At 48.9% G+C, this 22,433-nt stretch carries 20 protein-coding genes; 10 read left to right on the top strand and 10 right to left on the bottom strand.

Going from position 1 to position 22,433, the window contains the following annotated elements:
* The first annotated feature begins 47 nt into the window (after window positions 1-47).
* On the top strand, window positions 48-1,229 hold the full coding sequence (locus tag DWZ45_RS00100; RefSeq protein WP_118466995.1) for a ribose-phosphate pyrophosphokinase: 1,182 nt from the start codon (window positions 48-50) through the stop codon (window positions 1,227-1,229).
* A 122-nt stretch (window positions 1,230-1,351) separates the two neighbouring features.
* On the opposite strand, the gene DWZ45_RS00095 is transcribed toward DWZ45_RS00100, so the two are convergent.
* The 3 genes from DWZ45_RS00095 to asnS all read right to left on the bottom strand — a co-directional run bounded on the left by DWZ45_RS00095 (window position 1,352) and on the right by asnS (window position 5,806).
* Window positions 1,352-3,211, bottom strand: coding sequence for an AAA family ATPase (locus DWZ45_RS00095; RefSeq protein ID WP_118466993.1), 1,860 nt, complete (start codon window positions 3,209-3,211; stop codon window positions 1,352-1,354).
* A gap of 5 nt (window positions 3,212-3,216) precedes the next feature.
* A complete protein-coding gene (locus DWZ45_RS00090; protein WP_118466991.1) occupies window positions 3,217-4,287 on the bottom strand; it encodes a DNA repair exonuclease in 1,071 nt (356 codons plus the stop codon).
* A gap of 127 nt (window positions 4,288-4,414) precedes the next feature.
* Window positions 4,415-5,806 (bottom strand): asparagine--tRNA ligase, encoded by a 1,392-nt coding sequence (gene asnS / locus DWZ45_RS00085; RefSeq protein ID WP_118466990.1) that lies wholly within the window; start codon window positions 5,804-5,806, stop codon window positions 4,415-4,417.
* A 351-nt stretch (window positions 5,807-6,157) separates the two neighbouring features.
* On the opposite strand from asnS, the gene DWZ45_RS00080 reads away from it, so the two are divergent.
* From DWZ45_RS00080 to DWZ45_RS00040, 9 genes are all read left to right on the top strand, one after another.
* The gene (locus tag DWZ45_RS00080) at window positions 6,158-7,021 is read left to right on the top strand and encodes a DUF6282 family protein (protein ID WP_107001705.1); all 864 of its coding nucleotides are present in this window, start codon (window positions 6,158-6,160) and stop codon (window positions 7,019-7,021) included.
* A gap of 42 nt (window positions 7,022-7,063) precedes the next feature.
* Complete coding sequence (locus DWZ45_RS00075) at window positions 7,064-8,143, top strand: TRAP transporter substrate-binding protein (RefSeq protein ID WP_118466988.1); 1,080 nt, start codon at window positions 7,064-7,066, stop codon at window positions 8,141-8,143.
* Window positions 8,144-8,166: 23 nt separating this feature from the next.
* Window positions 8,167-8,667: a TRAP transporter small permease gene (locus tag DWZ45_RS00070; protein ID WP_107001703.1), complete on the top strand. Its 501-nt coding sequence runs from the start codon at window positions 8,167-8,169 to the stop codon at window positions 8,665-8,667.
* The gene (locus DWZ45_RS00065) at window positions 8,664-9,953 is read left to right on the top strand and encodes a TRAP transporter large permease (protein ID WP_207722853.1); all 1,290 of its coding nucleotides are present in this window, start codon (window positions 8,664-8,666) and stop codon (window positions 9,951-9,953) included. Before DWZ45_RS00070 ends, DWZ45_RS00065 begins: the two co-directional genes overlap by 4 nt.
* A gap of 138 nt (window positions 9,954-10,091) precedes the next feature.
* On the top strand, window positions 10,092-11,066 hold the full coding sequence (locus tag DWZ45_RS00060) for a LysR family transcriptional regulator (RefSeq protein ID WP_107001701.1): 975 nt from the start codon (window positions 10,092-10,094) through the stop codon (window positions 11,064-11,066).
* Between the two features lie 257 nt (window positions 11,067-11,323).
* Window positions 11,324-12,598, top strand: a complete 1,275-nt coding sequence (locus DWZ45_RS00055; protein ID WP_107001700.1) for a glucose-1-phosphate adenylyltransferase — start codon at window positions 11,324-11,326, stop codon at window positions 12,596-12,598.
* A complete protein-coding gene (gene glgD / locus DWZ45_RS00050; RefSeq protein ID WP_022359575.1) occupies window positions 12,595-13,716 on the top strand; it encodes a glucose-1-phosphate adenylyltransferase subunit GlgD in 1,122 nt (373 codons plus the stop codon). The genes DWZ45_RS00055 and glgD overlap by 4 nt, the downstream gene beginning before the upstream one ends.
* A gap of 36 nt (window positions 13,717-13,752) precedes the next feature.
* Entirely contained in the window at window positions 13,753-14,037 is a 285-nt protein-coding gene (gene spoVG, locus DWZ45_RS00045) for a septation regulator SpoVG (RefSeq protein ID WP_118467740.1), read from the top strand.
* A gap of 155 nt (window positions 14,038-14,192) precedes the next feature.
* On the top strand, window positions 14,193-15,689 hold the full coding sequence (locus tag DWZ45_RS00040) for a Na+/H+ antiporter NhaC family protein (protein ID WP_118466986.1): 1,497 nt from the start codon (window positions 14,193-14,195) through the stop codon (window positions 15,687-15,689).
* A 61-nt stretch (window positions 15,690-15,750) separates the two neighbouring features.
* Here DWZ45_RS00040 and DWZ45_RS00035 read toward each other — a convergent pair whose 3' ends face one another.
* From DWZ45_RS00035 to DWZ45_RS00005, 7 genes are all read right to left on the bottom strand, one after another.
* Window positions 15,751-16,896 carry an FAD-binding oxidoreductase gene (locus tag DWZ45_RS00035; protein WP_022359572.1) on the bottom strand — a complete coding sequence of 382 codons (1,146 nt, stop codon included), beginning with the start codon at window positions 16,894-16,896 and terminating at the stop codon, window positions 15,751-15,753.
* Window positions 16,893-17,240: a (2Fe-2S)-binding protein gene (locus DWZ45_RS00030; RefSeq protein ID WP_118466984.1), complete on the bottom strand. Its 348-nt coding sequence runs from the start codon at window positions 17,238-17,240 to the stop codon at window positions 16,893-16,895. The genes DWZ45_RS00035 and DWZ45_RS00030 overlap by 4 nt, the downstream gene beginning before the upstream one ends.
* Entirely contained in the window at window positions 17,233-17,733 is a 501-nt protein-coding gene (locus tag DWZ45_RS00025; protein ID WP_118466982.1) for a 4Fe-4S binding protein, read from the bottom strand. The genes DWZ45_RS00030 and DWZ45_RS00025 overlap by 8 nt, the downstream gene beginning before the upstream one ends.
* The gene (locus tag DWZ45_RS00020) at window positions 17,727-18,851 is read right to left on the bottom strand and encodes an NAD(P)/FAD-dependent oxidoreductase (protein WP_118467738.1); all 1,125 of its coding nucleotides are present in this window, start codon (window positions 18,849-18,851) and stop codon (window positions 17,727-17,729) included. The genes DWZ45_RS00025 and DWZ45_RS00020 overlap by 7 nt, the downstream gene beginning before the upstream one ends.
* A complete protein-coding gene (locus tag DWZ45_RS00015) occupies window positions 18,851-19,156 on the bottom strand; it encodes a (2Fe-2S)-binding protein (RefSeq protein WP_022359568.1) in 306 nt (101 codons plus the stop codon). The genes DWZ45_RS00020 and DWZ45_RS00015 overlap by 1 nt, the downstream gene beginning before the upstream one ends.
* A gap of 470 nt (window positions 19,157-19,626) precedes the next feature.
* Window positions 19,627-20,919: an IS110 family transposase gene (locus DWZ45_RS00010; protein ID WP_118466980.1), complete on the bottom strand. Its 1,293-nt coding sequence runs from the start codon at window positions 20,917-20,919 to the stop codon at window positions 19,627-19,629.
* Window positions 20,920-21,066: 147 nt separating this feature from the next.
* Window positions 21,067-22,131 (bottom strand): hypothetical protein, encoded by a 1,065-nt coding sequence (locus DWZ45_RS00005; RefSeq protein ID WP_118466978.1) that lies wholly within the window; start codon window positions 22,129-22,131, stop codon window positions 21,067-21,069.
* Window positions 22,132-22,433 lie beyond the last annotated feature (302 nt).

The raw sequence follows: 22,433 nt of genomic DNA, 5'->3' as shown, positions 1-22,433 counted from the left end.
CAAAAAGTGTATTAACAGAGAGTAAACAGGCTGGAGGAAAATGGAAAATGCTGTACGAAGAGAAAATCATTGAGACGATACCGGTGGGTCCGCTGGGACTGATCCCATTAAAGGGATGTGAGGAGCTGGTAGGCAAGGTAGACAAATATCTGGTAGACTGGAGAAATGAGCGCGAGAGCGAGCATAAGACGACGATCGCATTTTCGGGTTACCAGAGGGACTCCTACATCATCGGGGCAAACACACCGAGATTTGGTTCCGGCGAGGCAAAGGGCGAGATCAAGGCGTCGGTGCGCGGCGATGATCTGTATCTGATCGTGGATGTCTGCAACTACAGCCAGACGTATTCTTTGTGCGGCATGGTAAACCATATGTCCCCGGATGATCATTATCAGGATCTGAAACGTGTCATTGCGGCAGCAGGCGGAAAGGCACGCCGTATCAACGTAATCATGCCGTTCCTGTATGAGAGCCGCCAGCATAAGCGCTCCGGCCGTGAGTCCTTAGACTGCGCGCTGGCACTGGAAGAGCTGGTAGATATGGGTGTTGAGAATATCATTACCTTTGACGCACACGATCCGCGTGTCCAGAACGCGATTCCGCTCAAGGGTTTTGAGACCGTTCAGCCGATTTACCAGTTTATCAAATATCTGCTGAAAAATGAGAAAGAGCTGGAGATCGACAGCGATCACATGATGGTCATCAGCCCGGATGAGGGCGGTATGTCCCGCGCTGTCTTCTTCTCCAACGTGCTGGGACTCGACATGGGTATGTTCTACAAACGCCGCGATTACACCAGGATCGTCAACGGACGCAACCCGATCGTTGCCCATGAGTTCTTGGGATCCAGCGTAGAGGGCAAGGATGTCCTGATCATCGATGATATGATCTCTTCTGGAGAGAGCATGTTAGATGTAGCGAAGGAATTAAAGAGCCGCAAGGCGAGAAAGGTATTCGTATGCGCGACCTTCGGTCTGTTTACCAACGGACTGCAGAAGTTTGACGAGTACTATGAGAACGGTCTGATCGACCGCGTCCTGACCACCAACCTGGTATACCAGACACCGGAGCTTCTCTCCAGACCGTACTATATCAGCGTCGATATGAGCAAATACATCGCGCTCATCATCGATAACCTGAACCACGATGCCTCCTTAAGCGAGCTGTTAAATCCGACTGGACGTATCAATAAGCTGCTGGCGAAGTATCGGGCGGGAATACGGGACTAAAAATAGACCTTTAAAATAGAAACAAAAAGAACGTCATTTCCGGACCAATACATGTCAGAAAATGGCGTTCTTTTTAATGTCATAGGAAACAGGCAATGTCACGGTTATGTATGAAAGGAGTCTTACAACCGCACTTCATGCACCGCAGCTCCTTCTTCCTTCAGCACCCGCATCTCCCTCTCATGACAAGTAAATACAAGAATCTGCCCGGAATAGGCGGTTGGCAGCCATTTGAGGACGGTTCTCAGACGCTCGTCGTCGTAGAGAACGAAGCTGTCGTCAAAGATGAGCGGCAGCCGGTCTGCATCGCCCTGGATAAAGTGGGCGGCGGCGAGGCGCAGCGCCAGATAGATCTGGTCGGCGGTGCCGCTGCTGACCTGTTCAAGCGGGATCAGCTTCCGGCGGGTGTTTAAAAACGCATTCAGGTTCTCATCGATGCTGATGCTGGAATAAATTCCGCCGGTAATTCCGGCGATCAGGTCGGACGCAGTCTTATTTAAGTACAGACCGAAAGAATCCCGGATGGTCGTGGAAAGCTCTTTTAAGGTATCAAGCGCCAGATCCACGGAGGCGATCTCCTGATGGATGCGCTCATTTTCATTTAAAATGTGTTTGAGCGCCGCTGCCCGGTCTTTGCAGGCGGATAGGTGCTCCAGCTTTTTCTCTAACTCCCACTGGACGCGCTGTTGTTCCTCGATGACAAGGCTGCAGTCATTCTGCTTTGCCATCAGTGCCGAGATCTGTTCGGAACGTTTTACCAGTGAATCCTCCGAGTTTGTAACGGCGTGGCAGAGCGTGATGAAGCGATCCAGCCGCTGGGACAAAAGCTTCATGGATTCATCCGAAATCTCGGATTCGCCCAAGTGGCGGCGCAAAATCTCCGATAAAACAGAGGCACTTTTCTCCGCCTCCTGCCTGCGGCGGCTCCGGTGCCGTGTGACGCAGATTCCCAGCATGAGAAGCACAAGAGCGGCGACGCCAAAGATGAGGGCGGTGGGACCAGCTCCCAGCCACGGAGACGGAAGCGGGAAGAACGCCAGATATCCGCAGTATGCCGCGCAGATAGCGCAAATTGCTGCTGCGACAAAGAAAAACACCTGGAAAAACCGGGATCCCTTGCTGGAGGAAGACACCTGTGCATGCTGATAGTCCTGGTAGAGTGTTTCAGCCTGATTGCGGTACGCCTCGATGGACGCCTCGTCCGTAAAGGAAAACTCATCCAGTACCTGACGGCTCTTCTGCAGCCGGTCGGATAAATCTTCTTTTTCTATTTTCTGATGTTCCAGTTCATTTCGGACCGAGTCACGCAGCCTTGAGTATTCCTGTAACTGATTCTCATATTTTGGCGAAGAAAGCTCGCGTTCCAGCGCGCGGATCTCGCTAAGAAGGGAGGTATAGTTGACCGAAGCCTCCGGGCTTAACTGAGATTCAAATTGTTTGCGCTGATTTTTCAGATAGGCGGTCGCCTTAGTGATATTGAGCGCCATATTGCCAGAGGTATTCATGTTAGCAATATAGTTTTTCAGTTCTGAAACCATGCCTTCATCGGTCGCACTCTTTAACTGGCTGATGCTGATGGTGTTGTTGTACATGGTTTCACTCATGCCGCCCAAAATTTCCTGCAAAACGGCGCGACCGTCCGGTTCCTCGCGTCCGGTCGTCTCGTTGATGACGGTAAATTCCTTCTTATTTTTCTGGAACGAGCGCTCGATCCGGTAAATGGTGCCGTCGTCAGATTCAAGCCGGAGCTGCCCCTCGTAGGTGCCGCTGTTTTCCCACGGCTCATATTTGCTGTAGATGTCGTTTCTGGCGGCGCGCCCCCTCTGACGCTCGATGCCGAAGAGCATGCCGCGGATAAAGGTGTGGATCGTGGATTTGCCGGCTTCATTTTTACCGTAAATGACGTTTAACCCGTCCTCAAAGGAGACGGCTGTGTCATGAAATTTTCCAAACCCACTGATATAAAGATCAAGAAAACGCATGGAAGCTAACTCCTTTCATCGGTGGTGAGAAGCAGGGCGTGGATGCCGTAAAACAGCGCCTTTTTCTCCACCGGACTCATGTCCGGTTTTTTCAGTGCCTGGATGTAAAAGCCGATCATATCGCTTGGATGCTCGGCAAACAGGGCGGAAAAATCGTATTGCGGTTCCGTCTCATCGATGATATCCGCGATGCGGAAACGCAGCTTTAAGGCGTCCAGATCGAAGGAAATATCGGGATCGCGCATGCCCTGCACCTTGAAGCGGAAAATATTGTCATTGCCGCGCTGTTCGATCTCATGGGCGATTTTTAAGTACAGCTCCGTGTTGGTCGTATCCGGCGTGACGCGGACGATGAGCGGGATGTAGCGGAGCTTCGCCATCGGAATAAAGTCCAGTGTCGTTACCTGACCGATTTCCGGGTCGATCTCGCCGTAAAGGATGCCGTGCCTGCCGGTCTCGGTCTTATCAAGCGGCTCCGGGGAACCGCAGTATGCCATCTTTTTGTCCAGTAGGATCTCTGGCCTGTGGATGTGCCCCAGTGCGATATACGAAAATCCAGAGGAAGCCAGCGCCGCCCGGTCGATCGGGACGTGGTTCGCGTCGCCGCCGTGCCCCAGCAGAATGTGGATTTTTCCATCCTCCGGCGCTTCAAGAGCATCGAGGCGCGGCTCCGGGATCTCCGCAGTATAGTAAGAAAAGCCGGTCACCTCGGTGTTGATATCCTCAAAATAGACGGATGAGACATCCTCACTTTCCAGAAACGTCACGTTGGAAGCCCAGGAAAAGCTTAAAACGGCGGAATTTTTGCGGATCCGGTCGTGATTGCCCGCGATGATGACAACCTGTGTCTGCGGGATCGTGGAAAACAGGTAATTGACCTCTTTCAGGTCGCGCAGCAGCGGCTGGCGGTGGAACAGATCCCCCGCGATGAACAGGCAGTCCACGCGCAGTTCCTTTGCCTTGGCGATGATGGCGGTAAACGTATCGCGGATATCGCGGCTGCGCTCCCGGCTCCACGGCTTGTCGCTGTCCGGGGACATGCCCCAGTGGATATCGCCGGTATGGATAAATTTCACATTCTCTCCCCCTTTCAGGAGTCTGTCACTCCGTATGTACATATTGAAATAATAATAGAAAAGGGACTGCTGCAAATAGCAGAAAGCAGATTCCAGTATTTGCGACAGCCCCATAGTTGCTTATTGTTTACAGTTCACAGTTGTTTACGGTTCTCGGGAACGGAATGACATCGCGGATGTTGGAAACGCCGGTTAAGTACATCACGCAGCGCTCGAATCCAAGACCAAATCCGGAGTGTCTTGCGGAACCGTATTTACGCAGATCCAGATAGAAATCGTAGTCCTCCTTTTTGAGTCCAAGCTCGTCCATACGCGCCTCTAACTTCTCTAAGTTGTCCTCTCTCTGGCTGCCGCCGATGATCTCGCCGATGCCCGGTACGAGACAGTCCATCGCTGCAACGGTCTTGCCGTCCTCGTTCATCTTCATGTAGAATGCCTTGATCTCCTTCGGATAATCGGTAACGAAGACCGGTTTCTGGAAGATCTTCTCGGTTAAGTAGCGCTCATGCTCGGTCTGTAAGTCACAGCCCCAGAATACCTTGTAGTCGAATTCGTCGTTGTGCTCTTCGAGGATGCGGACGGCCTCGGTGTAGGTTACATGACCGAACTCGGAATTTAATACGTGGTTTAAGCGGTCAAGGAGTCCCTTGTCGATGAACTGGTTGAAGAAATTCATCTCTTCCGGTGCGTGCTCTAAGACGTAGCGGATGACATATTTTAACATATCCTCGGCAACTTCCATGTTGTCGTTCAGATCCGCAAATGCCATCTCCGGCTCGATCATCCAGAACTCAGCTGCATGACGGGTCGTGTTGGAGTTCTCTGCGCGGAAGGTCGGTCCGAAGGTGTAGATATTGCGGAATGCCATCGCGTAGGTCTCGCCGTTTAACTGACCGCTGACGGTTAAGTTGGTCGGTTTTCCGAAGAAATCCTGAGAGTAGTCAACCGTGCCGTCGTCCTTTTTCGGAACATTGTTCAGATCCATCGTGGTAACCTGGAACATCTCACCGGCGCCCTCGCAGTCACTTGCGGTAATCAGTGGAGTGTGGACATATACGAAATCGCGCTCCTGGAAATACTGATGGATCGCGTAAGCTGCCAGGGAACGTACACGGAACACAGCCTGGAAGGTGTTAGTTCTCGGACGCAGGTGGGAGATGGTACGCAGATACTCAAGGCTGTGGCGTTTCTTCTGAAGCGGATAATCCGAAGCGGACGGTCCCTCAACGGCTACCTCGGTCGCCTGAATCTCGAACGGCTGCTTTGCCTCCGGGGTCGCAACCAGGGTACCTTTTACGATAATGGATGCGCCTACGTTTAACTTGGAGATCTCCGCAAAGTTCGGCATTGTATCATGGTAAACAACCTGAAGCGTCTCAAAGTAGCTGCCATCGCTCACAACGATGAAGCCAAAGTTCTTGGAACCGCGCACACTTCGTACCCAGCCGCCGATCTGAACTTCTTTGTCCAGATACGTCTCTCTGGAACGGTAAATTTCTCTTACAGTGGTTAAATTCATCTCAGTAAACTCCTTATTTTGCAAAATAAACTTTCTCATGCGGACTGCCCTGCAGTGTGCAGACCGTGTTTAACTTTCATTATACTGTATTTTCCTTGTAGATTCAAGGGACGGAGGGAAATTTGCTAGGGGAAGAAACCTGCCCGTATAAAAAGTGACAGCTTTAAGAATTAACAGAAACAAATGCAAAAACAGAAGGAAAGGGCAGAAAACAAGCTGGGTATTGTGTCAACTCTGTGAATACTTGTTTTACAGAGACAAATGCCCGGTGTTAGAATGGGGATAAAGAAAGAAAACCGCGGAATACTTTCAAAGAGTCTATCAAACGGAAAGGGTGTAGACAGAAGAATTATGACTGAACTTGACGCAAATAAAAAAGCGGAAGAGCTTCTGAAAGGTGCATACGATTTACATGTACATTCATCGCCCTCTGTTTTTCCGAGAGAATTGGATGGATTCCAGTTGATCCGGGAGGCAGACGCGGCAGGAATGGCGGGAGTGATGCTGAAAAGTCATTATGAATCAACGGCTTTGCGGGCAGAACTGATCAACCGCTACAGCGGCTGTAAGGCGAAAGCGTATGGCGGGCTCTGCCTCAACTGCCCGGCAGGGGGCTTGAATGTATACGCGGTGAAAAATGCATTGCGGGCGGGGGCAAAAATTGTATGGATGCCGACCCGGGATGCGAAAAACAGCCTAGTATTCGGAAACATGGAGGGAGATTTCTTCGACCGCAGGGGTATTACCATTCTGGAACAGGATGGAACATTAAAAGAATGCGTCTACGACATCATGGATGCTATCAAGGAAAAGGACGCATTTCTGGCAACAGGACATATCAGCCCGGAGGAATCCCTGATTTTATGCAGGGAAGGACGGAAACGGGGGGTCAATATGATTTTGACACATCCAGAGTTTCCAAGGACGAGGATAGGAAGAGACGATCAGGCGGAACTGGCGAAGCTGGGGGTTGTGATTGAGAAGAACTGGTTTAATCTGGCACAGAAAAGTGTGATGCCGGAAGAGATGGCAGAGACGATTCGGACCGTTGGAAGTGGACACGTATATCTGGCAACGGACCGAGGGCAGAAAGGGGCGCCGACACCCGTTTCGGAATTGAAACGGTTTATCGCCGTGATGCTGACCTGTGGGATTGCGGAAGCACAGATACGGGACATGGTCCAGAAGGTACCGGAAGAAGTGGTATGCAGATAAATTTATATAAATGCACATTTTTTAGAAGGAGGATTTTACATTATGAGGAAAGACAGAGTATTGGCAGGGGCATTAGCAGCAGTGACAGCGCTCAGCATGACAGCGTGCGGCGGCGGACAGGCAGGTGGTACCACACAGGCAGCGGCGGCAGGAAAACAGGCGGCAGTCGAGAACACCGCTAACCCGAATGCCGAGACAACACTCAGCATCGGTTATACGACCGCAGCAAACGCAGATGATCCGTATCACTTTACAGCAACCAAATTCAAAGAGATCGTGGAAGAAAAATCCGAGGGCAGAATTGCGGTCAACCTGTATGCGAGCAGTCAGCTTGGTTCCGAGCCGGAGATGTGGGAAGGCATGCAGACCGGAACATGCGACATGGCAGTCATGACGAATGCATATGTTTCTTCTTATGTACCGGCAAACGGTGCATTGGATCTTCCGTTCATTTTTAGCGATCTGGCACAGGCACGTGAGATCGTAGACGGCGATTTCGGTCAGTCCCTGATCGACAATATGGACGGAACAGGCGTTACATGTCTTGCATTTTCTGAGGGCGGATTCCGTCAGTTATGTACAAAGGACAAAGAAATCAAAGCACCGTCCGATTTGAATGGACTGAAGATCCGCTGCATGGAGACAAAGATTTACCTGTCTGCTTATAAGGCACTGGGTGTAAATGCAACCCCGATGGCATGGGGCGAGCTTTTAACCGCTCTGCAGCAGGGTACCGTAGATGGCTGTGATGCACCGTTAAGCGTATTATATACCAACGGTTTCCCGGATATCTGCAAATACATTGATAATGTAAACCTGTTCTATTCTCCACTTCCGGTATGTATTTCTACCAGCGTATATGAGTCCTTATCTGAGGAAGATCAGGCGATTTTAAAAGAAGCAGCACAGGAAGCAGCCAAAGAAACACGTGAAAATAACGATGCAACCGCTGAAAAGATGGAGTCGGATCTGACGTCTCAGGGCATGACGATCGTATCTTCTGAGGATGTAGATACAGAGGCATTCCAGAGTGCCGTACAGCCGTGCTATGACGAGATGGAATCCTACATCGGTTCTGAGTGGGTGGATCAGATTAAATCCCTGACCGGCACGGAGGGGTGATTGCAGAAAGAGGGTTTGACAGCATGAAAAAATTAGAGCAGGTTTCAGACATAATTAATAAGTGCGTCAGTTACATAGGAATGGTGATCTTTATTGTCCTGATTGTTGCCTGTGTGGCACAGGTGTTTTTCCGCTTCATTCTGAATAATTCACTGTCATGGAGCGAAGAACTTGCCCGGTACTGTTTTATCTGGATGCATATGCTGGGCGCTTCCTTGTTGATTGAGGGAAGCGGACATGCTACAGTAACAGCAATCCTGGATCTGATGCATGGAACGCTTCGAAAAATTGTCGATATTATCATTGAATTAGTTATCTTTTTTGATGGAACCGTAATGCTGTACGCAGGCTTAAAGCTTGCGTACAGCTCCAGAACCAACTTGAGCACCGCGCTTTCTGTCCCGATGTGGTGTATCAATTCCTCCGTGGCAGTCGGCGGAATCCTTCTGATGTTCCAGGCATTTGTAGCGATTGCGATGATCGTATCAGCGACAGAGAGAAAGGAGGATAAACCGGTATTATGACACTTGTATTAGTAGTATTATTTGGTCTGATGCTTTTAGGCATTCCGGTTGCATTTGCAATCCTTTCTGCCGGAATGGCATATCTGGCGACAACGGGAGGAAGTATGCTGGTAGTCGCACAGCGGCTGATTTACGGTCTTAACTCCTTCACACTGCTTGCAGTCCCACTGTTTATCTTGGTAGGAAACCTGATGGATTTCGGTGGTATTTCCAAACGTCTGACCGATTGGGCGAAGAGTATTTTAGGCTGGCTTCCGGGCGGACTTGGAATTGTAACCGTATTCAGTTGTGCGATCTTTGCAGCGCTGACGGGCTCTGGTCCGGCGACGGTAGCAGCGATTGGTTCAATTATGCTTCCTTCCATGCTGAAGGCAGGTTATTCCAGAGAAACGAGCGCGGGGTTAGTTGCATCGGCAGGTGCATTGGGACCAATCATTCCTCCGAGTATTCCCATGATTATTTATGGAGTTACAATGAATCTTTCAATTCCGGCAATGTTTATGGCAGGGGTTGTCCCGGGACTTGTTATCGCACTGGCGTTATCGTTAGTCAATGTCGTATTCGCATACAGGAATCCGGAGGTTCTGAAACATGCGAAGACGATGAAGTTTGATTTTAAAGAATCCATGAAATTGTTCTGGAAAGCGCTGGGCGCTCTGGGACTTCCGGTTCTGATTCTAGGCGGTATTTATGGCGGTATCTTTACACCAACCGAATCCGCAGCGGTCGGCATTGTTTATGCGCTGATTCTGGGTTTTGCATTGAAAGAACTGAAAGTAAAAGATTTACCGAAGATCCTGATCAATTCCCTGAAAACATCGACAATGGTCAATTTCATCATCGCGGCGGCGTCCCTGTTCTCCTGGGTTGTATCGAAATCCCAGATCGGAATCGTGATTTCCAATGCATTTATCAGCTTCGTAGGTGGCAGCCAGGCACTTTATCTCTTCGTACTAGTTGTAGTGCTCTTAATTGTAGGCTGTCTGATGGATAATGTAGCGGCAACTCTGATTCTGGCACCAATTTTAATTCCGGTTGGAATTGCACTCGGATGTAATGAACTCCACATCGGTATGCTGTTCTGTATTTGCCTGGTAGTTGGATTCGTAACACCTCCGTTTGGATATAATCTGTTTACGGCGGTTTCGATTTCAGGCTTGAATTTTAAACAGATTGTAAAGGGAGCGCTTCCGTTCCTTTTGACGGAAATATTGCTTCTGTTTGTATTTGCATATGTACCGGGAATCATCACATGGCTTCCGAGACTAATGGGGTACGGATACTAAGTATTAGAAAAATACGTAAGAAAAAGGGGCTGTGAAAAGACAGCAGAAGAGACTTGAAAGGTCAATGCGCTGTTTTTTTACGGCTCCTTTTGGTTAGAATAAGAAAATAGATAGAACTGAGAACTGGCGGAGGAAACAATGAAAATAGGATTCGAAGTTTTTTTGGTGGTAGCCAGAGAAATGAGTATTACAAAAGCTGCAAATGAGCTTCATATTACACAGCAGTGCGCCAGCGATCATATAAAGAGGCTGGAAAAAGAGTATAATGTCGTGTTGTTTGAGCGGCGTCCCAAATTCCGTCTGACGCAGGCTGGCGAGATCATGCTTCATAACCTGTTAAATATCCAGATTATGGAGACGAGTATGAGCCGGAGTCTGGCGGGGATAGCGGAGGGGACGGTGGGCGGTTTTACCTTGGGAATCAGTACATCCCGCGCGCCGATCATACTGCCCCGTGTGCTGCCGCGATATTACCAGTGTTACCCGAAGGTAAATATATCCTTTACGGAGGAGGACACACAGATCCTGGAGGAACGCCTGTTGAACGGACAGGTAGATTTATTTATCGGGGTCAATACGTCACCGCATCCGGATTATAAAATCCAGACCCTGACGACGGATGAGATCATCCTGGTTATCTCCGCCAAGCTTTTGAGGCGGGAATTTAGCAAGCAGGAGATCCGGCAGATGGAGGATGGGATTGATCTGAAACGGTTTTCCAACATTCCGTTTACGCAGAGTTTCAAGACCGGAAAAGTCAACCATGCGATTCAGGAATATCTGGACAGTTATAATGTAAAGCTTAATGTCATCTATAACATCAGTGATAGTGAGACGCAGATTCTGCTCTGCGCGTCCGGCATCTGTGCGGCGCTGTGCCCGAAAATGCTGCTGGCAGCTGCTTACCGTCACAATCAGACCTGTAAGCCAGAGGATGAACTCTATATGTTCCCGATCCGGAACCTGGGACGGGAGTTAAAGATTGAGCTGGTCAGCCACCGGAATGCGATGCATCCGATGTATATACAAGACTTTGTCCATATCTTACAGGAGGAGCTGCCGCGGATTGCAGATTCGATGAGTCTGGAAGAATTGAGAAAGAATATACAGTAAAAAAGCCTTGAATCGGAAATGCTTTTGAGTCAAAAGTGTCTCAGATTCAGGGCTTTTTTTCAGTTCACGGGAGGTTCACTCTCAGATTCCACATCCCGGAATTACGAAAATATTATGTAAAAGGAACGAAAAATGTCGGAAAATGTACAAAATTGGGACAAATTCTATTAAAAATTTGTTCACTATTTTCGTGAAGTATGTTATAATAAAAACAGGTTTAAAATACACATTATATGTGAGCATCGAGGGGTGATATCGTGATTAAAAAGGAAATGATAGCTATGCTGTTGGCAGGCGGACAGGGCAGCCGTCTGGGTGTCTTAACTCAAAAAGTAGCAAAACCTGCGGTTTCTTTCGGAGGAAAGTATCGAATCATCGATTTTCCGTTAAGTAACTGTATCAATTCGGGAGTGGACACGGTAGGCGTTCTGACCCAGTATCAGCCGCTGCGGCTGAATGCACATATTGGAATCGGTATTCCGTGGGATCTGGACCGCAACGTAGGTGGTGTGACGGTACTTCCGCCGTATGAGCGGAGCAAAGGAAGCGATTGGTACACCGGTACGGCGAACGCGATTTACCAGAACCTGGAATACATGGAAACGTACAATCCAGAGTATGTGCTGATTTTGTCCGGCGACCACATCTACAAGATGGACTACGAGGTAATGCTGGAATACCACAAAGCAAACAATGCGGATGTGACGATCGCGGCGATGCAGGTTCCGATGGAGGAGGCAAGCCGTTTCGGTATCGTTATAACCGATGACAACAACCGCATTACGGAGTTTGAGGAGAAACCGGCGAATCCGCGCAGCAATTTAGCTTCCATGGGTATTTACATATTCAGCTGGAAGGTGCTCAAAGAAGCGCTCATCAAGCTCTCGGACGAGCCTGGATGTGACTTTGGAAAGCACATTATCCCGTATTGCCATGCAGCTGGAAAACGTATCTTCGCATACGAGTACAACGGCTACTGGAAAGATGTCGGAACCCTTGGCTCCTACTGGGAGGCAAACATGGAACTGATCGACATCATTCCGGAGTTCAACCTGTATGAAGAATACTGGAAGATTTACACGAAGAGCGATATTATTCCCCCACAATTTATATCGGAGCAGTCCAAGATAGAGCGCAGTATCATCGGCGAGGGCACCGAGGTATACGGCGAAGTCATTAACTCGGTCATCGGAGCAGGCGTTACGATCGGAGAAGGCGCGGTGATCCGTGATTCGATCATCATGAAGGGCACGACGATCGGCGCTGGCACGGTTGTGGATAAGGCGATCGTGGCGGAGGACGTTACCATCGGTGAGAATGCCGAGGTCGGCGTCGGAGAATATGCCGAGAGCAAGTACGACAAGAAGGTATATCAGTTCGATCTGGTAACGATCGGAGAGCGCTCCGTGATACCGGATGGAGTGAAGATAGGACGGAACACAGCGATTTCCGGCGTGACGACGGCAGAAGATTATCACGGCGGCGAGCTGGAGAGCGGCGATTATATCATAAAGGCAGGTGGAATACAATGAGAGCGATCGGGATTGTTTTAGCTGGCGGCAACAGCAAGAGAATGAGAGAATTATCCAATAAGAGAGCCATCGCAGCGATGCCTATCGCAGGCAGCTACCGCAGTGTCGATTTTGCTCTGAGCAATATGAGCAATTCCCACATCCAGAGTGTGGCGGTACTGACGCAGTACAACTCCCGTTCCCTGAATGAGCACTTGAGTTCTTCCAAGTGGTGGGATTTCGGACGTAAGCAGGGCGGCATGTATGTATTCACACCGACGATCACGGCAGAGAGCAGCGACTGGTACCGCGGTACCGCAGATGCGCTGTATCAGAACCTCGATTTCTTAAAGAAAAGTCATGAGCCGTATGTGGTCATTGCAGGCGGCGACTGTGTCTATAAATTGGATTACGGCAAGGTACTGGAGTATCATATTGAAAAGAAAGCGGATATTACAGTAGTATGCAAGGAGATGCCTCCGGAGGAGGACGTTACCCGCTTCGGTCTGGTGAAGTTAAACGATGACGGACGTATCACAGATTTTGAGGAAAAACCGATGCTGGCGACCTCCAGCATGATCTCCTGCGGTATCTATGTAATCCGCCGCCGTCAGCTCATCGAACTTCTGGAGCGCTGTGCAGCAGAGGATCGGTATGATTTTGTTACCGATATTTTAGTCAGATATAAGAACCTCAAACGCATTTACGCGTATAAGTTAGGAACTTACTGGAGCAACATCGCTTCGGTTGATTCGTACTACAAGACGAACATGGATTTCCTAAAACCGGATGTACGCCACTATTTCTTCAAGGAATACCCGGAGATCTACTCCAAGGTAGATGATCTTCCGCCGGCAAAATACAATCCGGGTGCAAATGTCAAGAACAGCCTGGTATCCAGCGGCTGTATCTTAAATGGTACGGTGGAGAACTCGGTTCTGTTTAAGAAGGTATATGTAGGCAATAACTGTATCATCCGGAATTCTGTTATTTTAAATGATGTTTACATCGGGGACAATACAGTGATTGAGAATTGTATTGTAGAGAGCCGTGATACGATCCGTGCCAACACGACGCACATCGGTACGCCGGAAGATGTAAAGATTGTCATTGAGAAGAACGAGCGGTTTACATTATAGGGTACATCAAAGAACAGACGGAAGGGGTAAATGGGTATGCAGATTACAGACGTAAGAGTGCGGCGGATAGAGAAGGAAGGTAAGATGAAAGCCATCGTATCCATCACACTTGACAATGAATTTGTGGTTCATGATATCAAGGTTATTGAGGGAGAGAAGGGACTTTTTATTGCTATGCCGAGCCGTAAGGCTGCGGATGGAGAATACCGGGATATTGCCCACCCGATTAATTCGGGAACCAGAGACATGATTCAGAATGTCATTCTTGCCAAATACGAGGCGACAGCTCTGGAACTGGCAGAGCTGGAGAAAGCAGAATAAAAAGCAGGAAAAGAAAGTAAAAAGAGAGAAAATATGAAAAAATGTCCCCGGACGCTGGACAAAGTGCCCGGGGGCATTTATTATGTAGATACAGTATGCTCAAAAACGGGCGGAATTTGCCCGAATGTGTACAGATAATCCATAAGGGGGTAATTATGAGCGGTACGATTTTTTCTTTAATACCGCCTATCGTAGCCATTGCGCTTGCATTGATTACGAAAGAGGTGTACCTGTCTCTGCTGATAGGTATTATGTCGGGCGCGTTTTTATTTACGGGTCCAAATCCGCTTCATGCGGTGGAAACAATGATCGCGATCATGGGCGAGAAGATCGGGGGCAATGTCAACATTCTGCTTTTCCTGGCATTTCTCGGCATCGTGGTAGCACTGATCACAAAGTCTGGTGCGTCGAAGGCTTATGGTGAGTGGGCGTCCCACGCGATCCGCACGAAGAAGGGCGCACTGTTTGCAACCATGTTCCTCGGAATGCTGATTTTCGTGGATGACTATTTTAACTGCCTGACCGTCGGCACGGTTATGCGTCCGGTGACGGACAAGCACAAGATCACACGTGCGAAGTTAGCCTACATCATCGATGCGACGGCGGCGCCGATCTGTATCATCGCGCCGATCTCAAGCTGGGCGGCAGCGGTCGGTTCTTCGCTTCCGGAAGACAGCGGGGTGGATGGCTTCAGCCTGTTCCTTCACACGATTCCGTTTAATCTGTATGCGCTTCTCACGATCTGCTTCATGCTCTTTTTGGTAGCAGGCGATTTTGATTTCGCGGCGATGAAACGCTATGAAGAACAGGTGAAAAAGACCGGAAAAGAGACGACGGTCGAGGCGGAGGCGATGGAGATCTCCGGCAACGGAAAGGTTATCGATCTGATTCTTCCGATCCTGGTTCTGATTGCGTTCTGCGTCAGCGGTATGTTGTATACAGGTGGCATCCTGGACGGCGTTGGTCTGGTTGAGGCGTTCGCCAACTGTGATTCGGCACTGAGCCTGGTGCTTGGTTCTTTCTTCACACTGGTGTTTATCTTTGTATTTTACATGATCCGCCGTGTCATCCGGTTCAATGAGTTCTGTGAATCCTTCACGATCGGCGTCAAGGCGATGATCCCGGCGATCATGATTCTGTGCCTTGCCTGGACTCTGTCTGGTATCTGCAGTGCGGATTACTTAAACATCGGCGGCTATGTCAAAGAGGTAGTGGGCGGCAATGCGCTGGTCGGCTCCCTGATGCCGGCCCTGATGTTCGTCATCGCGGCGGGGCTGGCGTTCTCGACCGGTACGTCCTGGGGTACCTTCGGTATTCTGCTTCCGATTGCATTTGCGGTGGTTGGCGCTGAAAATATGAACAGCCTTACAATCGTGACGGCTTCGATTCTGGCAGGTGCGGTCTGCGGCGACCATGTTTCCCCGATCTCGGATACGACCATCCTTGCGTCGGCTGGCGCCCAGTGCCACCACATCAACCACGTATCGACCCAGATCCCGTATGTGCTGTGCGTAGCGGCGTGCTGTTTCCTCGGTTATCTGGCGGCCGGAATTACCGCCAATGGCTGGGTGGGAACCGGCGTGGGATTCGCAGCGCTGATTGTGGTTCTGGTTATTCTGGATCGAAAGAATAAAGGGACGAAAGAGGCGTAAAAGCATCGGCAGTAAACGAAAATTGGTTCGTTTACTGCCGATTTTTGCGTTTATGCTATATCTATACAACCGCCGGCTCCAGGAGGAGCTTGCCGGTTTTGTAGCGTTCTTTGCTGAATAACTTGATATCCATGCTGTCCTCCTGCCCGGCGAGATGGTTTGCCATGAGAATGGCGATGCGGGGGGAGACCATGAAACCGTGACCAGAGAACCCACAGACGCTGTAAAATCCTTTTGCCTCAGCCGCCTCGTCGATGACAGGGTTGCAGTCCGGGCTTAAATCGTACTGTCCAGCCCACTGGCGGACCACTTTCAGTTTCCGCAGAATCGGAAGTGCTTCACACATGACAGCGCAGTTCTTTTCCAGAAACTGCCAGGAAGAATTGAAATTGTAGCTGGGGGCTTCGTGGGGGCCGATGCCCATGACGAAGCTTCCATGCGGTGTCTGCTGGACATAATAGGAACGGTGGAAGGACATGACCATGCAGTCGATGAGAGGTGCAACCGGCTCGGTTACCAGCGCCTGATGGCGTTCCGAGGTAACAGGAATATCCTCACCAACCATTTTAGCCAGCTCTGGCGCATGGACGTTGGCACAGTTGATGACGGTTCTGGCTTCAAAGGTTCCGTTTGTTGTCTCAACGGCGTGGATGCGTCCGGCTTTCGTTTGAAGCCCGGTGACCTCGGTGTAGGTCAGAAATTCAACACCCATCCGTTTGGCACCCTGTGCGTAGGCCTGTGTACACTGGAACGGATCTGCGTGACCATCCTTCTGGCAGAAGGTAGCGCCAAACATACCGTCGGTATTCAGGTATGGAACAATCTCTTTTGCTTCTTTTAAATCGACGGCGCGGGAATCAATGCCGAGCTTATGCTGGACTTTGAGGTTTTCCTGAAATTGTGCCCATTCTTTTTCTGTATAAGCAACCAGAAGATAGCCGCCCTGATGGAGACCGCAGCTGCGCGTATAGCCGGTATATTCTTCCAGATGTTCAAAGATATGGGTACTTTCCAGAGCGATCCGCGCGTTCAGCTCGGATCCCCACTGCTGGCGGATACCGGCGCCGCAGCGGCCCGTTGCGCCGGAGGTCAGAAAGCGTTTCTCAATCAGGAGGATGTCTGTGATTCCACGCTTGGCGAGTTCAAATGCGGTGGCACATCCAATAATGCCTCCGCCGATAATGATGACATCGTAGGCTTTTTTCATTCGCAGCCACCTCCTTTTGTAGCAGATGGATCGTAGGATCCGTAAGAACCTTCATCCCCGTCCTGGACGGTTTCTTCCCAGGCGTCTGCCAGAGCGCCCATGCTGATAGGTTTGACAGGAGGGCGGAAGGTTGGCATCAGGACCTCTTCCAGAGGAAGTTTATAATAGGAAGAGAGTTCCTGTGCGATCAACATCCGGCAGGTACGTCCCTGACAGGGACCCATTCCAGCACGGGTTACACGTTTAATTTCGTCGATGGTGCGGTAACCATCCTGAATACATTTTAAAATGTCCTCGCGGGTTAAATCTTCACATCGGCAGAGGATTGTGTTTTTATCATCCATTTTGATACCCCCCTACTTTGATTGCCCGAACGTCCATGGCAAGTTCCTTCGGAACCGCCAGACAGACAATGTTGGTTTTATTTTTAGCGCCGCCCTGGATGATCTGTACGACCGGGAACCAGCCGAGTGCTTCGCCGGAGCGGTTCAGACCGCAGGCAAGCTCTCCTTTTTTAGGAAGCGGCAGAAATTCAAACGGAAGCTTTACGAGGGCTTCGGTCGGGCTGTATGTTTTATCAACGATGAAAATGGCAAGACCCGGGCACTTCAGCATACAGGCACCGCAGCCATTGCAGACATCAAAATCAATTTCGGGTGTCTCGTTGATATCTGGCTCAATGTGGATTGCTTTTTTTACACAGGCCTTTGTACAGGGATTGCAGGGGATTTTCTGAAAACACTCTGCGATGGCAACGGCGCCCTTTAAAAAACGTGTTTCATCCGGCGTAACTGCTTCAATGGCTTCTTTATCCGGGATTCCTGTCTGAATTAACATACGGATGCGCCTCCTTTCCTGCATATGTCATGCTCCAGGCGAAGTTTACGGGCTTTTTCCAGACCGCTTAAAATTCTGGCACCGGCAGGACCGGAGCGCAGTTCAGAAAGCTCCGAACGGGCAGCTTCCTTTTCGGCTGCCGCCCGGACAGGCTCATAGCCGAGGCTTTCGGCAGCGGCACATCCGGCGAGACGGCCTTCCACCATAGCGGAAGAGGCTTCTTCGATTCCGGAAACATCGCCGGCTGCATAGACGCCCGGAACCGAGGTTTCCAGGTTTTCATCGGTCAGCGGGATATGCCCGGATAATTCGCGGATAAATGCCATATCACAGCCAGCCTGCCAGCAAAGCTCGGTCAGCGGAGCCAGTCCGACTGCCAGACAGAGCGTATCGCAGGGAATCGTCTCTTCCGTGCCGGGGACAGGCTGGAACTGGGAGTCAACCTGTACGATGACAACGCCCTCAAGGGCATCAGTTCCATACGCTTTTTCGATCGTATAACCAGTCCGGATAGGAACACCGGCGCGGCGGATTTTCGAGGCATGGACCAGATAACCGCCGATTTTTGGGGCGGCTTCAATAATGCCGGCAACCTCAACCCCTGCCTGCATTAGCTGATAGGAGACAATCAGACCGATATTGCCTGCACCGACCATTAAAACACGTTCAGCCGGTTTGACGCCGGCGACATTCATGAGGGTCTGCACGGCACCGGCACCGTAGATACCGGGAAGATCATTGCCGGGAAATTCCAGAAACTTTTCAGAAGCGCCGGTGGCGAGAATGATTTTGGATGGGCGGATTTTCATGTGTTTTCCGTGATAAAAAACAGTAACGATGCCGTCCTCATAGATTCCCAGCACGGTTGCTTCTGTCAAAATTTCAATATTTGGATGGTGTTTCGCTTTTTCTATCAGCAGGTTTCCGATGTGGATGCCGCGTTCTCCGGCATATTGTTTTTCGGAACCAAAAAATTTGTGCGTCTGTTTGACTAACTGACCGCCGGGGAGGTAATCGCGCTCACATAAGAGGACGCTGGCTCCCAGCTCGGCGGCGGCACAGGCAGCAGAGAGACCCGCCGGTCCGCCTCCGATGACGAGAATTTCGGTCTGTTTGATCATAGGACAACCCCCTTTCCGTGCTGTTCTTCCACTTTCATGCCGGCCTTTACGCGGGTCACGCAGACGCGGACATTTGGCTCACCGTCTACAGTCATGAAACAAGAGGAACAGTTGCCGATGGCACAAAAAAGACCTCTTGGACGGTGCAGATGGGGACTGTGTCCCAGTGTGCGGATGCCAGCCGCATGCAGGGCGGCGGCGATGGTTTCGTGGGTAAAGCCGGTGATGGGCTGACCGTTATAGTAAAAAACGACCTCTTCTCCCCGGTCAAAATCCAGGACAGGATGTTCTTCCAGTCGCATACAGATCTCCTCCTCATATAATCAAGTGTTTTTTATTGAAAATTCAAGGTTTTTCAACCTTTCATATCTCAGTGAATAAGCCACAGCTATGAGCATTTCGATGTATCAGGTACTGAAATAGCGGTTGAATGGTATACGAAATAAAACGTCATTGATTTTCGCTTTACTGGTCTTGCGTATGCCCTTCCCTCTATGGCAGCTAACCTCCTATATCCACCAGGATCATCTCTGTCTCCAGAGGTCCTAACTTCCTTCGTTCTGCCTACCCATAACCAGGGTGTCAGCTATGCTCCTTTACGGGGTCATGCCCCTTGGTGATGATTTCTGCCGACTACTGGCTCATTCTTTGTATTATTGATTACTGACTCGCTTCCTGTTCCAGCACTGTGATCAGTGGACGTTATCTGTTACATTCCGCTTGATTCAGTGGCTGTCCACATGACAGCCTCCATTACAGTTACTTATCTTTCTTACGCAGCCTGTAGATAAACTGCTGGTCTCTTGATGTCACTGACCATCTTTTTCGGATCATAATCCACACCTTTCGTCAGAATGGCATAAAAGACTCGTATCAGCTTAGCTGCAATTGCCATAAGTGACTGCATTTTCTTCAATGGATTTAGTCTTCTGGTTGTGTAATAATTATGGAGTTCCCTGAACTTCTGGTTCTTCGACACAAGTGACATTGCAACCTCAAAGAGTAGATATATAAGTCTCTTTCGACCTCGTCTGCTTATTGTTGTCTCGCCCTTGTGCTTTCCCAAACTATTTTCAACCAATGCCAATCCTGCAAGTTTCTGCAGTTCCTTCGGATTGTTGAAGCGGCTGATATCACCTACTTCTGCAAGGAATCCTGACACTGTCCTGATTCCCACACCTTTGATCTCTAACAGCTTTTCAGTCATCGGAATCTTTCTTACCAGTTCTTCAATTAGAACCATAACTTCCTGTAGACGCGTATTTCTGGATTCATAGTCCTCCAGAAGCATTCGAATTTCCATTTTTCCAGACACCGCACCTTCTTTGCTTCCAACGCTGTGCTCAGCAGCTTCTATCAGGGTCTTCGCCCTCGCCTTTCCAACTGCTCTTAACTTCTCATCACGCCAGATTTGGTTCACTCCATCGATACCTAACGTCAGGATATCTTCAGGGAGTGGTGCTGTTTTAAGGATTAGCATTCCGCTCTTGGCATCCGACTTTCCGTATACCGTCTTATATTCAGGAAAATATATATTGAACCAACGACTGATCCTGTTTTGAATTCTTGTAAGTTCCGCCTGTAACTGGAATCTTATGTTTGATGCTGTTCTAAGATCAGCATAAACACCATCCGGCAGATATGGGATCATGTAACGTCCCTCTCTAACTAATCCTGCTATAACTTTCGGATCCTTACGGTCATTTTTAGTCGGATTATTGTCGTCGAGTTCTTTTGATTTTTTCACATGGTGAGGATTTACAAGCACCGGTTTCATTTCATTATCCTGTAGAAACTTTCCAAGATTGAACCAGTAATGCCCGGTCGGTTCCATACCTGGAATCACCTTATCCTTCTCATGTCTTTCTTTGAGGTCCAGGATCCATTCCTTAAATGTCACAAATCCGGCCTCTGTGTTGCTAAACTTAAATGGCTTCTTCGAATACTCGATTCCTCTGTAATCAAAAGCTCTGGCATAGTGCATTTCACTTCCGACATCAATTCCGAGTACCAAAGTTTTTTCTGTAATAGCTTCAATTTTTGCGTTCTGTGTGTTAGACTTCATTGTAGATACCTCTCTGTATAATAAGATTTTTACTAACCTGCCAGTCAGTAGTCTTATTGTACTCTGAGGTATTTTCAATTTTCAACGTCTACGCTTTTTATTATACAGGAAGCTCCTTTCCTCTGTTATAAGGTTAATGACTATGGATTAATATCCTTCAACTCCCATCTGCTTGCAGATTTCAGCAAGTTGCGGATCCACATATTTTCCGTTTTCCTCAATTGTCACGCCATCTACGATAATTGTAGGTTTCGATACTACACCGTCTGTGTGAGAAGCTGCTGTCCAGTAGCTTCCGCGAATCATTTTACCCTGACTTCCAATACCAAATTCCATGCATCCAAAAATTCGTTCATCTTCTACGATACGTCCGGTTGGTTTCATAACGCCCGGATTGAATCCGAGTGAATAGTGTGCCAAACGGAACATATTCGGATCGTTGAACGAATGCAGCCATGCGCTGAAACGTTCGGCCTCTTTTCCGCCTTCAATCTTAGTTACACGTCCATTTTCCAAGGTGAGTTTCACATTTTCAGAAATTGCACCCATGTCGGTCGGCGGGAAAATCGCAACATCGAATACAAGGGTTCCATTAATCGTTTCCTCTATTGGACACCAGCTAATCTGGCCAGCCATCATGAACGGATACCCCTTAAAGGTTGCCAGCTGACCGGAGTGACGAACTTTTCTTCCCTCATTTTGGGCTGTTAAATAAGTTCCATTATTATCTTTAATGATAATATCGTTTCCTGCCTCTAATTTAGCCTTTAAAGCCTCTCCCAGCTCTACTACCTTGTTAACATCGACTCTTCCGATACAATTCACGATCATGGTTGCATCCATACCGGTAAGATTAATGTAACGGCAGCCAAAATCAATTGCTCTCTTCCATGCATCACTCAGGAAGATGGAACCGTATGATAACTCAATCCAGACATCGGAAACAGCAACTGCATTTCCAAGCGGAGCCGCCGGTTCTGAATAGGTACTTAAATTGGTCGGTGCGAAAACAAGCAGCGGATTGGCTCCAACAGTATAAGCTGCGCTCATGAGAGCTTCCAGTACACGTTTATCCGTAGAGGTATCTCCGGTAATTACTACGTTCTCTCCCGGCTGCACCAGCATAACATCGTGCACCAACTTGTACGCAGCCTTACTGACCTCATACGATAAATAGTCCTTCGACATCTCAATTCCAATCGGGTATTCCATAGTTCCTCCTTTCCCTAACATTCATAATTTTAAGTATACTATTTTGAAATTCGCGAAAAATATTTTTCTTTGTCTTGATCTTAGCATATAAATCAAATAAAATGAAATTATGTTATTTTATAAAGTGATAAATCTGTATTATACAGACTTTAGTCTGAATTTTGGTCTACAAATTCAAGAATACCAAGGCATTCTTGCTACTAAATGTGCGTTATTTCACATTTGATATAGCCACCCCCCCCCACTAAACGCCTTATACAGATATTCACGCAGAAAGGAGAGAGTATATCTGTGTTAAATTA

Origin of the sequence: Clostridium sp. AF32-7AC, from assembly GCF_003477925.1 — a bacterium.
Taxonomy (GTDB): domain Bacteria; phylum Bacillota; class Clostridia; order Lachnospirales; family Lachnospiraceae; genus Otoolea; species Otoolea fessa.
The sequence above is the reverse complement of the archived record's forward strand: the minus strand, read 5'-3'. Positions and strand labels throughout refer to the sequence as shown.

Coding starts and splice junctions, on each gene's coding strand:
- DWZ45_RS00075 (WP_118466988.1), top strand. CDS start 7,064: ATGAGGAAAGACAGAGTATTGGCAGGGGCATTAGCAGCAGTGACAGCG.
- DWZ45_RS00010 (WP_118466980.1), bottom strand. CDS start 20,919: ATGAAGTCTAACACACAGAACGCAAAAATTGAAGCTATTACAGAAAAA.
- DWZ45_RS00095 (WP_118466993.1), bottom strand. CDS start 3,211: ATGCGTTTTCTTGATCTTTATATCAGTGGGTTTGGAAAATTTCATGAC.
- asnS (WP_118466990.1), bottom strand. CDS start 5,806: ATGAATTTAACCACTGTAAGAGAAATTTACCGTTCCAGAGAGACGTAT.
- DWZ45_RS00060 (WP_107001701.1), top strand. CDS start 10,092: ATGAAAATAGGATTCGAAGTTTTTTTGGTGGTAGCCAGAGAAATGAGT.
- glgD (WP_022359575.1), top strand. CDS start 12,595: ATGAGAGCGATCGGGATTGTTTTAGCTGGCGGCAACAGCAAGAGAATG.
- DWZ45_RS00040 (WP_118466986.1), top strand. CDS start 14,193: ATGAGCGGTACGATTTTTTCTTTAATACCGCCTATCGTAGCCATTGCG.
- spoVG (WP_118467740.1), top strand. CDS start 13,753: ATGCAGATTACAGACGTAAGAGTGCGGCGGATAGAGAAGGAAGGTAAG.
- DWZ45_RS00065 (WP_207722853.1), top strand. CDS start 8,664: ATGACACTTGTATTAGTAGTATTATTTGGTCTGATGCTTTTAGGCATT.
- DWZ45_RS00030 (WP_118466984.1), bottom strand. CDS start 17,240: ATGGATGATAAAAACACAATCCTCTGCCGATGTGAAGATTTAACCCGC.
- DWZ45_RS00080 (WP_107001705.1), top strand. CDS start 6,158: ATGACTGAACTTGACGCAAATAAAAAAGCGGAAGAGCTTCTGAAAGGT.
- DWZ45_RS00100 (WP_118466995.1), top strand. CDS start 48: ATGCTGTACGAAGAGAAAATCATTGAGACGATACCGGTGGGTCCGCTG.
- DWZ45_RS00015 (WP_022359568.1), bottom strand. CDS start 19,156: ATGCGACTGGAAGAACATCCTGTCCTGGATTTTGACCGGGGAGAAGAG.
- DWZ45_RS00035 (WP_022359572.1), bottom strand. CDS start 16,896: ATGAAAAAAGCCTACGATGTCATCATTATCGGCGGAGGCATTATTGGA.
- DWZ45_RS00005 (WP_118466978.1), bottom strand. CDS start 22,131: ATGGAATACCCGATTGGAATTGAGATGTCGAAGGACTATTTATCGTAT.
- DWZ45_RS00025 (WP_118466982.1), bottom strand. CDS start 17,733: ATGTTAATTCAGACAGGAATCCCGGATAAAGAAGCCATTGAAGCAGTT.
- DWZ45_RS00070 (WP_107001703.1), top strand. CDS start 8,167: ATGAAAAAATTAGAGCAGGTTTCAGACATAATTAATAAGTGCGTCAGT.